Origin of the sequence: Micromonospora parastrephiae (assembly GCF_016802865.1) — a bacterium.
GTDB classification, from domain to species: domain Bacteria; phylum Actinomycetota; class Actinomycetes; order Mycobacteriales; family Micromonosporaceae; genus Micromonospora; species Micromonospora parastrephiae.
Genome location: NZ_JAEVHM010000058.1, coordinates 15888 through 30124 on the forward strand (window position 1 = coordinate 15888; position 14237 = coordinate 30124).

At 72.9% G+C, this 14237-nt stretch carries 12 protein-coding genes and 2 pseudogenes; 11 read left to right on the forward strand and 3 right to left on the reverse strand.

Translation table 11 applies throughout. The features are described 5' to 3' along the window. A complete protein-coding gene (locus JNW91_RS14370; RefSeq protein ID WP_203175505.1) occupies positions 1 to 450 on the reverse strand; it encodes a MarR family winged helix-turn-helix transcriptional regulator in 450 nt (149 codons plus the stop codon). A 115-nt stretch (positions 451 to 565) separates the two neighbouring features. Next, positions 566 to 1389, reverse strand: a pseudogene (locus JNW91_RS14375) (solute carrier family 23 protein); the annotation flags it as partial. A 235-nt stretch (positions 1390 to 1624) separates the two neighbouring features. Here JNW91_RS14375 and JNW91_RS14380 point away from each other — a divergent pair. The 7 genes from JNW91_RS14380 to JNW91_RS14410 all read left to right on the forward strand — a co-directional run bounded on the left by JNW91_RS14380 (position 1625) and on the right by JNW91_RS14410 (position 8955). Next, positions 1625 to 2299 carry a DUF4097 family beta strand repeat-containing protein gene (locus JNW91_RS14380; RefSeq protein WP_309244357.1) on the forward strand — a complete coding sequence of 225 codons (675 nt, stop codon included), beginning with the start codon at positions 1625 to 1627 and terminating at the stop codon, positions 2297 to 2299. After that, positions 2296 to 2907 (forward strand): PadR family transcriptional regulator, encoded by a 612-nt coding sequence (locus JNW91_RS14385; protein ID WP_203175506.1) that lies wholly within the window; start codon positions 2296 to 2298, stop codon positions 2905 to 2907. The genes JNW91_RS14380 and JNW91_RS14385 overlap by 4 nt, the downstream gene beginning before the upstream one ends. 96 nt (positions 2908 to 3003) lie before the next feature. Continuing rightward, positions 3004 to 3705, forward strand: coding sequence for a response regulator transcription factor (locus JNW91_RS14390; protein ID WP_203175508.1), 702 nt, complete (start codon positions 3004 to 3006; stop codon positions 3703 to 3705). Then, on the forward strand, positions 3702 to 5258 hold the full coding sequence (locus JNW91_RS14395; protein ID WP_203175510.1) for a sensor histidine kinase: 1557 nt from the start codon (positions 3702 to 3704) through the stop codon (positions 5256 to 5258). Before JNW91_RS14390 ends, JNW91_RS14395 begins: the two co-directional genes overlap by 4 nt. Positions 5259 to 5320: 62 nt before the next feature. Beyond that, on the forward strand, positions 5321 to 6895 hold the full coding sequence (locus JNW91_RS14400) for a S1C family serine protease (RefSeq protein ID WP_203175517.1): 1575 nt from the start codon (positions 5321 to 5323) through the stop codon (positions 6893 to 6895). 175 nt (positions 6896 to 7070) lie between these two features. Beyond that, positions 7071 to 7742: a BON domain-containing protein gene (locus tag JNW91_RS14405; protein ID WP_203175518.1), complete on the forward strand. Its 672-nt coding sequence runs from the start codon at positions 7071 to 7073 to the stop codon at positions 7740 to 7742. A 157-nt stretch (positions 7743 to 7899) separates the two neighbouring features. Further along, positions 7900 to 8955, forward strand: coding sequence for a glycosyltransferase family 4 protein (locus JNW91_RS14410; RefSeq protein ID WP_203175545.1), 1056 nt, complete (start codon positions 7900 to 7902; stop codon positions 8953 to 8955). A 27-nt stretch (positions 8956 to 8982) separates the two neighbouring features. Here JNW91_RS14410 and JNW91_RS14415 read toward each other — a convergent pair whose 3' ends face one another. Beyond that, positions 8983 to 10434, reverse strand: coding sequence for a serine/threonine-protein kinase (locus tag JNW91_RS14415; RefSeq protein ID WP_309244358.1), 1452 nt, complete (start codon positions 10432 to 10434; stop codon positions 8983 to 8985). 145 nt (positions 10435 to 10579) lie between these two features. Here JNW91_RS14415 and JNW91_RS14420 point away from each other — a divergent pair, with 145 nt between their 5' ends. The 4 genes and pseudogenes from JNW91_RS14420 to JNW91_RS14435 form a co-directional block, all read left to right on the forward strand. Beyond that, the gene (locus JNW91_RS14420) at positions 10580 to 11413 is read left to right on the forward strand and encodes a patatin-like phospholipase family protein (RefSeq protein ID WP_203175523.1); all 834 of its coding nucleotides are present in this window, start codon (positions 10580 to 10582) and stop codon (positions 11411 to 11413) included. Then, positions 11413 to 12417 (forward strand): 1-acyl-sn-glycerol-3-phosphate acyltransferase, encoded by a 1005-nt coding sequence (locus JNW91_RS14425; RefSeq protein ID WP_203175538.1) that lies wholly within the window; start codon positions 11413 to 11415, stop codon positions 12415 to 12417. The genes JNW91_RS14420 and JNW91_RS14425 overlap by 1 nt, the downstream gene beginning before the upstream one ends. Positions 12418 to 12561: 144 nt before the next feature. Beyond that, the gene (gene cutA, locus JNW91_RS14430; protein ID WP_203175540.1) at positions 12562 to 12882 is read left to right on the forward strand and encodes a divalent-cation tolerance protein CutA; all 321 of its coding nucleotides are present in this window, start codon (positions 12562 to 12564) and stop codon (positions 12880 to 12882) included. Between the two features lie 48 nt (positions 12883 to 12930). Beyond that, a pseudogene (locus JNW91_RS14435) lies at positions 12931 to 14237 on the forward strand (SCO7613 C-terminal domain-containing membrane protein); the annotation flags it as partial.

A 14237-nucleotide genomic window follows, 5' to 3' on the forward strand; every position in this document is an offset into this window, starting at 1 on the left:
TCAGGCGCGGGCGAGCTGCTGAAGGATCTCGGCGGCCCTCTGCAGGGTCTCCCGTTCGTCCTCGTCGAGCGCGGCCAGCCGGTAGGCCAGCCATTCGTCGCGGGCCCGCTCGAACTGGTCGAGCACGGCCTGCCCTCCTTCGGTCGCCGCGAGGATGACCTGCCGCCCGTCGGTCGGATGGGGGGTCCGCCGCACGAGGCCGCGGTCCTCCAACTTCCCGACGATCTTGGTCATCGTCGGTGGCTGCACCCGCTCGACATCGGCCAGTTCCCGGGGCGTCATCCCGCCCGCCAGCCGCAGGCTGGTGAGCGCGGAAACCTGGGTGACCGTGAGGTCGCCGACCGGTCGCGCCTGGCGGACCCGCCGGTTGAGTCGGGTGATCGCATCTCGCAGCTGAGGAGCCAGCTGCGCCGGTGGCACGCGTTTCGCCGTCACCGTCCGCTCCGTCACGTTAGTTAGCTTAACTAATGAGCCTGGCTAACGACATTTGTTATGACCAGGCTCACGAGGACGTTTGTGCTGTTCCGGGCGGGAAATCCGGTTCGACTCCCCGCCCGGACGTGCGTCAGAGCACCAGGGACTCGATCGGCCCGCGCAGGAAGTACAGCACGAACAGCGCGGCCACCCCGTACAGCAGCGGGTGGATTTCCCGGGCCTTGCCCCGGGCCAACTTCACCACCACGTAGGTGATCAGGCCGGCGCCGATCCCGTTGGAGATCGAGTAGGTGAACGGCATCAGCACGATGGTGAGGAACGCCGGGATGGCGATCTCGTAGTCGGACCAGTCGATCGTCCGCACCGCGGTCATCATCAGGAAGCCGACCACCACCAGGGCCGTCGAGGCCGCCTCGAACGGCACGACCACCACCAGCGGCGCGAGGAACATCGCCAACAGGAAGAGCACGCCGGTGACCAGGCTGGCCACGCCGGTCCGGGCACCCTCCCCGACACCGGCGGCACTCTCGATGTACGACGTGTTGCTGGAGGTGCTGGCCGCGCCGCCGGCCGCCGCCGCGATCGAGTCGACCAGCAGGATCTCCCTGGCCTTCGGCGGCGTACCGCGCTCGTCGAGCAGGCCACCCTCCTGGCCGACGGCCACCATCGTGCCCATGGTGTCGAAGAAGTCCGTGATCAGCAGGGTGAAGACGAACATCAGCACGACCACCCACCCGGCGCGGCCCCACGAGTCGAACACGTTGAAGTTGCCCAGCAGCGACAGGTCCGGCACGTCCACCACCGTCTTCGGCAGCTCCGGCACGTTCAGCGCCCAGCCCTTCGGGTTGGGCTTCCCGTCGACGAACGACGGCCGATGTTGGCGACCGCCTCCACGATGACCGCCAGCACGGTGGACGTCAGGATCCCGATCAGGATCGCGCCCTTCACCCGACGACTCGTGACAGCCTTGTGTGTCGCGATGTATCGCGTTAGTGTCTCCCCGTAGGGCGCGCGTCGGCGCGTCGTCAAGGGGAGGACGCCATGGCCGGATGGACGGTCGACAGCCCGCAGCGGCTCACCGTGGACGGCCCGGTCACCCGGTTGGACGTCCGTCTGGTGAGCGGACGCATCAACGTGGTCGCCACCGACGGCGACCCGGATCGACATCACCCAGGTCGGCCGTCGGCCGGTGCTGGTCGACCACTCCGACGGCCGGCTCAGCATCCGTCAGGAACGTGGTGGGGGCTGGTCGGACGTCCTGCGGTGGTTCCGGGCGATCCACCGCTACCCGCGGGTGGACGTCTCCGTCGCCGTGCCCGCCGACGTCCTCGCCGACCTGGGACTGGGCGCGGGCTCGGTGGTCGCCTCCGGCCTGCGCCGGCAGACCACGGTCCACGTCGCCGCCGGTCAGATCGCCCTCATGGGGCTGGGCGGCACCACCTCCGCGAAGATCACCTCGGGGCCGGTGGAGGCGCTCGGCGTACGCGGCGACCTCACTCTGGAGACCGTCTCCGGGGAGGTGATCCTCGCCGACAGCGCCGCCGACCGGGTGCGGGCGCAGACCGTCTCCGGTGCCATCACCTGCGACCTGGACAATCCCCGACGTAGCGAGATCCGGCTCAGCACCATCTCGGGCAGCATCACCGTCCGGGTCCGCCAGGACAGCGACCTCGCCGTCCGGCTGAACACCGCCTCCGGTCGGATCACCAGCGGGTTCCCGCAGGTGCGCAGCTCGACGTTCCCGATGCCGAGCGGCGAGGGGGTGCTCGGCGACGGCGAAGGTAAGCTCTGGGCCTCCGCGACCTCGGGGAGCATCGCCCTGCTCGCCCGAGCGGTCGACGACGATGGGGAGGAGCTGCCGTGACCGCCGTGTTCAGCCACGGACGGCTCCGGCTCTACCTGCTCAAGCTCCTCGACGACGGCCCCAAGCACGGCTACGAGCTGATCCGCCTGCTGGAGGAACGGTTCCTCGGGCTCTACGCGCCCAGCGCCGGCACCATCTACCCCCGGCTGCAACGGCTGGAGGCCGAGGGGCTGGTCAGCCACACCGCGGCCGGTGGCCGGAAGACGTACGACATCACCGACGCCGGTCGCGACGAGCTGCGTCAACGGGCCGCCGAGCTGGCCGCGCTGGAGGCGGACATCGCCGCCTCGGTGGCGGACCTCTCCACCCTGGCCGGCGAGATCCGCAGCGAGGTACGCGGCTCGGTACGCGACCTCAAGCGGGAGCTGAGCGAGGCGACCCGGCAGACCCGGCGTGCGCGGTGGGAGGCGCCCCCGCCGCCCCCCCGGACGACGTCGGACGACGGGCCGCGCGCCGCACTGCTCGACGAGTTCGACCAGCGGCTGGCCGCGTTCAGCGCCGAGGTCGGCCGGTTGGCGCGGGCCCGGCAGTTCAGCGACACCCAACTGCGTACGGCGATCCGGCTGCTCGACGGCGCCCTCGACGGGCTACGCCGCCTGCTGCGCTGACCGAGGTCGCCGGCCGACCCGGGGCGGCCGACGACTCACAGGTTTTTTCCAGCGAGCATCCAGCGCCGGCGCAGTGAGGTCACCGATGATGGGCCCATGCCCGCTACCCAGACCGAGGCGCGACTTCTCGTCGTCGAGGACGACCCGAACATCCTCGAACTCCTCTCCGCGAGCCTGCGGTTCGCGGGCTTCGACGTGGCCACCGCGACCAGCGGCAGCGCGGCCCTGAACGCCGCCAAGGACCGCCGGCCCGATCTGGTCGTGCTCGACGTGATGTTGCCGGACCTGGATGGCTTCGAGGTCATCCGGATGCTCCGCGAGGGCGGGACGCGTACCCCGGTGGTCTTCCTGACCGCGCGGGACGCCACCGACGACAAGATCCGTGGGTTGACCCTGGGCGGCGACGACTACGTCACCAAGCCGTTCAGCCTGGAGGAGCTGACCGCCCGGATCCGCGCCGTGCTGCGCCGCACCACCACCGGCGAGCAGGCCCCGTCCCGGCTCACCTTCGCCGACCTGGAGCTGGACGAGGAGACCCACGAGGTGCACCGGGCCGGGCAGCGGGTGCAGCTCTCGCCGACCGAGTTCAAACTGCTGCGCTACCTGATGCTCAACGCCAACCGGGTGCTGTCCAAGGCGCAGATCCTCGACCACGTCTGGAACTACGACTTCCGTGGCGACGACAACATCGTCGAGTCCTACATCTCGTACCTGCGGCGCAAGGTCGACACCACCCAGCCGCGGCTGATCCACACCCTGCGCGGCGTCGGGTACGTGCTGCGCAAGCCGGCGGCGTGAACCGGGTCCAGCAGGCGAAGGGGCGGGTCCGCAGCGTGCCGCTGCGGGTGAAGCTGGTCACCTCGGTGCTCGCGCTGGTAGCCGTCGCGCTGCTGGTGATCAGCTCGCTGACCGCCTACTTCCTCCGCAACTACCTCGAGGGGCAGGTGGACGGGCAGATCAGGTCGACCGCCCAGGGCCTCGGTCAGCTGCTCCCGAAGCTGCGCAGCGGTGAGGTCAACGCCATGCTGCCCAGTGACTACGTCGTGTCGCTGGCCGACGAGCAGCAGGTGTACGCGGCCAAGTACGACAACCTGAGCCTCGACCCCGAGCAGTTGCCCGCCTTTCCCAGCAGCCGGGCGGGCTTCGAGGAGCTGGAGGGCGAGCCGCGGACCGTCGTGTCCCACGACGGCCTCACCCGGTGGCGGGTGTACTACGCAGCCCAACGTGACGGCTCGGTGCTCGCCGTGGGGCAACCGCTGACCGACGTGGACCGGGCGGTGAAGCAGCTCGTCTGGATCGACCTCCTGGTCGGCGGCGCGGTGCTGATCATGCTGGCCTCGGTCGGCGCGGCGATCGTCCGGACCAGCCTCAAGCCGCTCGTCGAGATCGAGCAGACCGCCGCCGCCATCGCCGGCGGTGACCTGACCCGCCGGGTTCCCGACCCGGAGCAGGGCCAGGAGCATCCCACCTCGGAGTTGGGCCGGCTGTCCCGCGCGCTGAACGCGATGCTCACCCAGATCGAGGCGGCGTTCACCGCCCGAGCCGCCTCGGAGACCGCGGCGCGGTGGGCGGAGAGCGCCGCCCGGGACGCGGCTGCCGCGGCCCAGGCGTCCGAGGCGCGGGCCCGGCGCTCCGAGGAGCGGATGCGGCAGTTCGTCGCGGACGCGTCGCACGAGCTGCGGACCCCGCTGACCACGATCCGTGGCTTCGCGGAGCTGTACCGGCAGGGTGCGGCGCGGGCCCCGGAGGAGACCGCTGGCCTGCTCCGCCGCATCGAGGACGAGGCGGCCCGGATGGGGCTGCTGGTGGAGGATCTGCTGCTCCTCGCCCGGCTGGACCGGGAACGGCCGCTCTCCCTGGCGCCGGTGGAGCTGCCGGTGCTCGCCTCGGACGCGGTGCACGCCGCCCGGGCGATGGCTCCGGATCGACGGATTGACCTGGAGATCGAGCCCGGATCGGGCCCGCTCGTGGTCCTGGCCGACGACGCGCGGCTGCGGCAGGTCATCGGCAATCTGGTGACCAACGCGCTCACCCACACCCCGCCGGACGCCGAGGTCAGCCTGCGGCTGCGCGCCGAGAAGGGGAACCTCGCCGTGGTGGAGGTGGCCGACACCGGCCCGGGTCTCTCCCCGGAGCAGGCGGAACGGGTCTTCGAGCGGTTCTACCGGGCCGATGCGGCGCGGACCCGCCGCGCCGACGGCAACACCGGCACCGGGCTCGGCCTGGCCATCGTGGCGGCTCTGGTGGCCGCCCACCACGGCTCCGTCGAGGTGGCCGAGACGCCCGGCGGTGGGGCCACCTTCCGGGTCCGGCTGCCCCTTCTGCCACCTACCGACGAGACCGGTGAGTGACTTTCAGCCAACTTCCAGGACGGTTCCAGCTTGATCGCAGTGCGCGGGGAGAAGGTAGTGACATGACCGAGTTCGAGTCCGACCCGCAGCGCCGGCCGGCCCCCACCGACGCCGAGCCGTCGCACCCCACCGCCGAGCTGCCACGCGACGAGCGCGCGCAGTCCGACTCCCCGACCACTCCCGTCCCGGTTGTCTCGACCACCGGTGACGCGGCCACCCCGACCGCACCCGCCGCCACCACCGGGTCCGACGCGCCGACCACCGCGTACGCCGGCCAGCCGGCGGCCGGGCAGCAGCCGACGGGGTACGAGCCGCCGACCGCCGCCACCCCTTCCGCCCCGCCCTACCCGGTCTCCGGTCACCCGGCGCCCGGCCAGCACGGCTACCCGCAGCCGACGGCCGGCCGGTACCCCGGCGCCCCCTGGTACCCGGGCCAGCAGCAGTCCGGCTGGGCCGGCGGGGGTCAGCCGGGCATGGCGTACCCGCACCAGCAGCACGCGCAGCAGCCGGGGCAGCCGGTTCCGCCGTGGGGTCCGCAGGTCGCGCCGCCCGGTAGCGGTCCCCGGCCGGGCCGCATCGCCAAGTTCGCCGGCGCCGGTGTCGCGGTGTTCGCCCTGATGCTCGGGTCCGGCGTGGCCGGCGGGGCGCTCGCGCTCGCCCTGGACGGCGACAGCGGCGGCGTCACCCGCACCTACTCCGCGGCACCCGTGCTCAACAGCGCCGATCTGCCGAAGATCGCCGCGTCCGTGCAGGACAGCGTCGTCTCGATCACCACCGACAGCGGCGAGGGTTCCGGGGTGGTGCTCAGCGCCGAGGGGTACGTGCTCACCAACAACCACGTGGTCGCCTCCGCCGCTGGTGACACCGTGCGGGTTGTCTTCGCCGACGGCAAGAGCGCCGACGCGAAGATCATCGGTACCGACCCGAAGACCGACCTGGCCGTGGTGAAGGCCAACGGGGTGAGCGACCTCAAGGCAGCACGGTTCGGGGACAGCGACGCCATGCAGGTCGGTGACCAGGTGCTCGCCCTGGGCAGCCCGCTCGGCCTGCAGGGCTCGGTCACCTCGGGCATCCTCAGCGCCCGGGACCGCACCATCCGCGCCGGCGAGAGCCAGCCGCAGGACCCGAGGCAGCAGGACCCGAGCCAGCAGGGCCAGGCCGTCAGCTCCATCTCCGGCCTGCTCCAGACCGACGCCCCGATCAACCCCGGCAACTCCGGCGGCGCGCTGGTCAACACCCGGGGCGAGGTGATCGGCGTCAACACCGCCATCGCCACTTCCGGGCAGAGCACCGGCAACATCGGCGTCGGGTTCGCCATCCCCAGCAACAAGGCCAAGGACGTCGCGGGCAAGCTCCAGCGCGGCGAGAAGGTCAGTCACCCGTCGCTCGGGGTGGGCGTCAACCAGGCCGAGGGCGGCGGCGCGCTCGTCGCGTCGGTCACCGCGGGCAGCGCCGCCGAGAAGGCCGGCCTCCAGCGGGGCGACGTCGTCACCCGGTTCGGCGACAAGGTGATCAACGACTCGGACGACCTGGTCGGGGCGGTGCAGGCCGGCAAGGTCGGCGACCGTGTCGAGGTGCAGTACAAGCGCAACGGTGTCGAGAAGACGGCAACCGTGACGCTCGCCGAGACGTCCTAACACCAGAACCTGCCTCCTCCCTCCGGCGGCGGGTGGCGGGGCCAAGGGGGTTGGCTCCGTCACCCGCCGCTCCTTTCCGTTCGGACGGCGGTTCACCCGGATCGGGTGAACCGCCGTCACCCGTACACCCGGCAGGTTCGGTGCACGAGGCGCGACGGGTACGGGGGTGGATGCCATGACCGGGGTGGTCGATGTCCGCGACGACCAGCGGATCCAGCGCGACGTCCTGGCCGAGCTCGCGTGGGACGCGCGGCTGCGACCGAACGAGATCGGCGTGACCGTCGACCAGGGGGTGGTCACCCTGAGCGGGTTCGTGGACAGCGTCGCCCGCAGGTGGGCGGCGGCCCGCTGCGCGCAGCGGGTGCGCGGGGTACGGGCGGTGGCCGACGAGATCGAGGTACGGCTCACGGGCACACCGGGTCGTACCGACGCGGAGATCGCCATCGCGGCGTCCCGTGCGCTGGAGTGGGACAGCTTCGTGCCCGCCGAGCGGCTGGACGTGACCGTGGCCAACGGCTGGCTGGTGCTGCGCGGTGAGGTCGAGTTCGGGTGGCAGCGCCGCGCAGCCGAGGGGGAGTTGCGCCGTCTGGACGGGGTGCGGGGCATCACCAACCTGGTCGAGGTACGCCCGTCGGCGCCGCCGCCCGGCGACCGGCTGCGGCACGACGTCCAGCGCGCGCTGCTGCGCACGATCGGCGCGGAGCGGGTGAGCGTCGAGGTGGACGGCGACACCCTGGTCCTCGCCGGAGTGGTCCGCTCGTGGTGGGAACGCGACCAGGTCCAGCGGGTGGCCTGGTCCGCGCCGGGAGTGCGGGTCGTTCACGACCAGCTCCTGGTCGGCGGGTGAGCGTCCGTCTTGTCCGGTTTACCGGAGACGCCACGGGGAAACCGCCGCGGACCACGCCGACCTGCGGCGACACCGGACCGGGGACAAACGGGGAGGACTCGTGGCCGTGAACCACCCGCCCGCCGACCGCCCGGACGAGCGGTCGTTGCGCATCGCGATGGTGGTCCCGCCCTGGCTGTCCGTCCCGCCGCCCGGCTACGGCGGGCTGGAGCAGGTGGTCGCCGCCCTGGTGGACGCGTTGACCAGGCATGGGCACGCGGTGACCCTGTTCGGCGCCGGCGGTGAGCACGGCACCGCCGCCGGCGGTTTCGTCTCCACCGTCGCGGAGGTGCAGTACGAGCGGCTCGGCGAGTCGCTGCCGGAGCTGGCCCACCTGGCCCGGGTGAACCGGCGGATCACCGCGGCCGACTTCGACGTGATCCACGACCACACCACGATCGGCCCGCTGGTCGCCGGCCGCCGGGCCGTTCCGACGGTCGCGACCGTGCACGGCAACCCGGTGGGGGAGTACGGCGACGTGCTCGCCGATGCCGACCGGGGCGTCGCCCTGGTGGCCATCTCGCACGCGCAGCGCGGCTTGAACCCCGGCCTGCCCTGGGCTGGCACGGTGCACAACGCGTTGGACATCCGTGGTCTGCCGCGCAAGACCGAACCCGGTTCCGGGCCGGTGTTGTGGCTCGCGCGGTTCAGCCCGGACAAGGGCCCGGACGTCGCCATCCGGGCGTGCCGGGAGGCCGGGTTGCCGCTGCTGCTGGCCGGCAAGTGCAACGAACCCGCCGAACGCCGCTACTACGAGCAGGTCGTCGCGCCGCTGGTCGACGACGACGTGACCGTCGTGCTCAACGCCGACCGCGCGCAGACCCTGCGGATGCTGGTCGACGCCCGCTGCCTGATCATGCCGATCCAGTGGGACGAGCCGTTCGGCATGGTCATGTTGGAGGCGATGGCGACCGGGACTCCAGTGGTCGCCCTGAACCGGGGTGCGGTGCGGGAGCTGGTCCAGCCCGGGGTGACCGGGCTGGTGTGCGAGGGGCCGGACGACCTCCCGGCGGCGTTGCGGGCGGCGAAGCAGCTCGACCCGGAGGACTGCGTGGCGCACGTCGCGGAGAGCTTCTCGGTCGAGCGGATGTCGTACGGCTACGAGGAGGTCTACCGACGCTTCGCCGCCAGCCGGTACGACATCCGCGAACCGGCCCGGGTGGCGGCCCGCTGATCCGTCCTGGTGCGACCGTGGCCGGGGTCAGACCCGGGCCACGCCCAGCTCGGCGATGGCGACGTCGAGCCGCTGCGCGTACGCCGGACTGATGCCGCCCTCGCCGAGACGGACCGCGACCTTCTCGCGCAGCCGGGCCACCGGCGGTGCCAGCTCGTTCCGGCCGGAGCCGACCGCCGCGGTCAGGTTGCGCAGCTCGTTGCGCAGGTCGAGGCCGACGTCGGAGCGGATCTCCCCGGCGTTCAGCCCGTCGCCGATCAACCGGTCGACGCGGTTGGCGGCCTCGACCAGGGTGCCGGGATCCGAGGTGGTCGAGCGGGTGCCCGGGGGTGTCGACGGTGACGCGGCCGGAGGCTTAGACGACCCGGCGACCGGCGGGTCGGACGGCGGCGGCGCGACGGGACCGGTCGACGGCTGCGTCCGAGGCGTCGGCCGCTGGTCGGGCAGCAGGGCCACCCCGGCCAGCGTCACACCGACCGCGAGGACCGCCGGAGCCAGCAGCAGCGCCACCCGTCGAGGCGACCGCTCCGACCCGCTGTCGGCAGGTACGGCGCCCTGATCGGGCACGTCCGCCGCTGTCGGTCCGGGGACCGGCTGGGGTGCCAGGGCCATGGTGGACACCGGGGCGGCGGCCGGCGGCTCGGCCGGCAGCAGTTGCTCACGCAGGGTGGTGGCGACCTGTCGTGCGGTCGGCCGGTCGGCCGGGTCACGGGACAGGCAGCGCAGGCAGATCCGGGCCACCGCCGAAGGCAGCTCCGGCAGGTCGGCCAGGGTCGGCGGCGGGCCGCCGGCCAGCGCGGCGCTGAGCTGCTCCCAGGTGTCCGCCGGGTACGGCACCCGGCCGGTGAGCGCCTCGTGCAGCAGCACGCCGAGCGAGTACACGTCGCTGGCTGGTTGGGCGGGGGCGCCGTCGAGCCGTTCCGGCGCCACGTACGCGGGGGTGCCGAAGGTGCCGCCGTCCTCGTCCTCGTCCGGCGCGCCGATCCGGGTGGCGATGCCGAAGTCGAGCACCTTGACGCCCATCCCGGTCATCATCACGTTGGCCGGGGTGATGTCGCGGTGCACGATGCCGAGCCGGTGCGCGGCGGCCAGCGCGTCGGCGATCTGCCCGCCCACCTCGACCGCTTCGGCCCACGGCAGGGCCCCCTGGGTGAGCCGCAGCTCCAGCTCCTCGCCGCTGAGCAGTTCCATCACCACGAACGAGGTGATGGAGCCGTCCGGGTCGACCGTCTCGCCGTAGTCGTGCACCGAGGTGACGTGCGGGTGCACCAACTGGGCGGCGGCGCGGGCCTCCTCGCGCACCATGTCCCGGAAGCGGGCGTCGGCGGCCAACGACGGGGCGAGCACCTTGAGCGCGACGACCCGGTCGAGCACCTCGTCGCGGGCACGCCAGATGACCGACATGCCGCCGGCGCCGATCTGGTCGACAAGCCGGTACCTGCGGGCCAGTAACCGGCCCGGGTGCAGCGCTGCCTTCACGGATCGCACCTGCCTCGGGGTGGGAGCGGTATCAGGTTGCGCGAATGTGTCCTGGCTGTCAACGGCGTCCCGCCCGCCGTCGACGGGCGGCACCTGCCCTGCGCCGAATGCCGGGTGGCGGCGGGCCCGTGCCAGGATGAGAGGCATGGCGGGGGGACCGGTGGCGTTCGTGCTCGGTGGCGGGGGAGTCCTCGGCGCGGTCGAGGTGGGCATGCTGCGGGCCCTGTTCCGCGCCGGCATCCGACCCGACATGGTGCTCGGCACCTCGATCGGCGCGGTGAACGGTGCGCTGGTCGCCGCCGACCCGTCCGAGGCGGTGACCGACCGGCTGGTCCGGCTCTGGGCGTCGCCGGAGGCCAGCGAGGTGTACGGCGATTCCGTCGCCCGGCAGTTGCGTCGTTTCGCCGCCCGTACCCATCTGCACTCGCCCCGACCGCTGCGCCGGCTGCTCGAATCCGAGCTGGGCGTGGACACCACGTTCGCCGACCTGCGGGTGCCGTTCCGCTGCTGCGCGGCGCACATCGAGCGGGCCGCCGAGCACTGGTTCGACAGCGGACCGGTGGTGCCGGCCGTGCTGGCGTCGGCCTCGGTGCCGGGGCTGCTTCCACCCATGGAAATCAACGGCGCGCACTATGTGGACGGCGGCATCGTCAACTCCATCCCCATCGGCGAGGCGGTGGCCGCCGGCGCCGGCCGCATCTTCGTCCTTCAGGTGGGCCGGATCGAACGCGAGCTGACCCCGCCCCGACGCCCGTGGGAGATCGCCCAGGTGGCGTTCGAGATATCCCGCCGGCACCGCTTCTTCCGGGAGTTGGCGGCGCTGCCCGAGGGGGTGGAGGTGCACGTCCTGCCGACCGGCGGGCTGAACCCGCGCGACGACACCCCGTGGGCGTACCGGGACATGGCGGCCGTGGGCCGGCGGATCAGCCGGGCGTACACCGCCTCCCGCCGCTACCTCGCCACCCACGTGGAACGCTGATGCCACTTCCCCCCAGGTGGCTACGCCGGTTGCTGATCGCCCCCACCGTGGTGCTGCTGGCGTTCCTCGTGGTCACCACGTTGCCGGTCTGGGCGTTGCTGGCCGGGGCCGCCTCGCCGCTGGTCCCGGGCCGGTTCCGTCCGTTGCGGCTGTTCTGGATCGGCTGCGTCTACCTGGTGTGGGACGCCGCCGCGCTGCTCGCGCTGTTCGTCCTCTGGGTGGCCTCCGGTTTCGGCTGGCGAACCCGGTCACCGGCCTTCCAACGCGCGCACTACGTGCTGGCCGGCTGGTTCCTGCGGGTGTTGTTCTGGCAGGCCCGCTGGGCGTTGCGGCTCAGCATCGACGTGGTCGGCACCGATCCGGACACCGCGCTGCCCGGCCGACCGGAGGTGGTGCTCTGCCGGCACGCCGGGCCGGGCGACTCGTTCATCCTGATCCACGGGCTGGTCAACTGGTTCAACCGCGAGCCGCGGATCGTGCTCAAGGACAGCCTCCAGTGGGATCCGGCGATCGACGTGCTGCTCAACCGGCTGCCCAACCGGTTCATCGCGCCGACACCGGAGCGCGGCGAGGAGACGGTACGCCAGGTCGGGCAGCTCGCCGACGGCCTGGACGACAACGACGCGTTCGTGATCTTCCCGGAGGGCGGCAACTTCACCCCCAAGCGGCGGCTGCGCGCCATCGCCCGGCTGCGTTCGCTCGGGCTGGAGCGAATGGCGCTGCGTGCGGAACGGATGCGTCACGTGCTCGCTCCGCAGCCCGGTGGGATGCTCGCCGCGCTCGACGCCGCCCCGGACGCCGGGGCCATCTTCGTCGCGCACACCGGCCTGGACCGGATGCTCACCGTTGCCGACGTGTGGCGCGAACTGCCGATGGACAAGCGGATCGTGATGCGGTTCTGGTCGGTGCCTCCGGAGGACGTTCCGGTCGACCGGCAGGAGCGCATCGACTGGCTCTACGACTGGTGGGCGCGGATCGACGCCTGGATCGAGGCCAACAGGTGAGGGCGAGGAGTGCAGCGGAGCGGAGCCCCGCAGGCGCGAACGAAAAGCGGGCTCAGGTGAGGGCGAGGAGTGCAGCGGAGCGGAGCCCCGCAGGCGCGAACGAAAAGCGGGCTCGGGGGGGACGGCGCCGCGTAGGGTGCGGTCGTGGACCAGATCTGCGTGGTGACGACGGTGGTGGATGCGCGTTCGGTCGCCGACGTGCTGGCGGCCGCGGCCGTCGCCGGGCGGCTCGCCGCCTGCGCCCAGGTCGGCGGTCAGGTGGACAGCACCTACTGGTGGCGGTCCGGTGTGGAGACCAGCACCGAGTGGTCGGTGCAGTTCAAGACCGCCCCGGACCGGCTCTCCGCGTTGGTCGACCAGATCCGGGTCAACCATCCGTACGAGGTGCCGGAGATCCTGGTGTCCAGGGTGGAGAGTGGTGACCCCGGCTACGCGACCTGGGTACACGAGCACACCCGACCGTGAGTACGCGCACTCTGGGCCGCGACCCGGTCGGGTTTCGATGATGTGCGGGTGGATGACACCCGCTATCCCTGCCCCGCCTGCGGTGCCCCGGCTGACCTGAGCATCGGCTGCACCGGTTGCCGCCGGGCGCCCGACCCGGTCGCCGCCGAGGTGGTCCGGCTGGGCCGGGAGGTCGCCGAGCTTGAGCCGCAGGTGGAGCAGGCTCGTCGGACGTACACCGAGCTGGCCGGTCGGCTGACGGCCGTGTCGCGCCGTCGGGCGGAGCTGGCGGCGGTCGTCCGCGCCGGGGTCGCGGCGCCCGTCGTCGGGCCGGTGCCGCGCAGTGCTCCGACGGTCGTGACCGACCTGGCGCCGGGGGCGGCGGAGACCTCGACCCGGACGGTCCAGGGTCTGCTCTTCGTCCTCGGTGGACTCCTGCTGGGTTCCGCCGCGGTGGTGTTCACGGCCGTCGCCTGGGCGGCGGTCGGGGTCGGTGGCCGGGCGCTGATCCTGGCGGCGTTCACCGCGCTCGCGCTGGCCGTACCGCTGCTGGCGGTCCGCCGGGGGTTGGGCGGCACGGCGGAGACGTTCGCCGCGGTGGGGCTGCTGCTGGTGGTGCTGGACGGTTACGCGGCCTGGTCGGTGGACCTGGCCGGGGTGGCCGACTGGCCGGGTTCGCGGTACGGCGCGCTGGTCGGGGGCGTCAGCGCGGCGGTCGCCGTGGCGTACGGCCGGTTCAGTGGGTTGACCGGGCCGTGGTTCGCCGCGCTGTTGGGCGCTCAGCCGGTGCTGCCGCTGCTTGCCGCCGAGGCGCGGCCGGACGCGGCTGGTTGGGCCCTGGTCCTGCTCGGGGTGGCGCTGCTGGAACTGGCCGTGGTGGCGGCGCTGCGCGGCCGACCGGGGACGGCTCAGCTGGCCGGTCGTGTGGTGGCCGGGACCGGGCACGTCGTCGCGCTCACCGGTGCCGCCGGCTGCGCCCTGGTGCCGTTGCTGCTCGGCCGTGCCGCGGGCACCCCGCTGTTGGCCGGGGTGCCACTGCTGCTGGTCGCGCTGACCGCGCTCGGTGCGGCACGGCTGGTCGGCGGCGCGGCGGTGCGGACGGTGGCCGCTGGTCTGCTGGTGCCGGTGCTCGCCGTCGCGTTGCTGCGTCCGGTGGCCGAGCTGCGGCCGTCACTGCTGTTGCTCGCGGCGGCGGTGGTGGCTCTGGCCCTGGCCGCTGCGGTGCGGCTGCTGCCGGCGCCGGCCCGGTCGGAGGTGCCCGAGTTGGAGGTGCCCGGGTCTGAGGTGCCCGGGTCTGAGGTGCCCTGGTCGGAGGTGCCCGACGGCGGTGGTTGGCGGCGGCCGCGCGTGGGGCGCTGGTGGTCGCGGCGGGACGG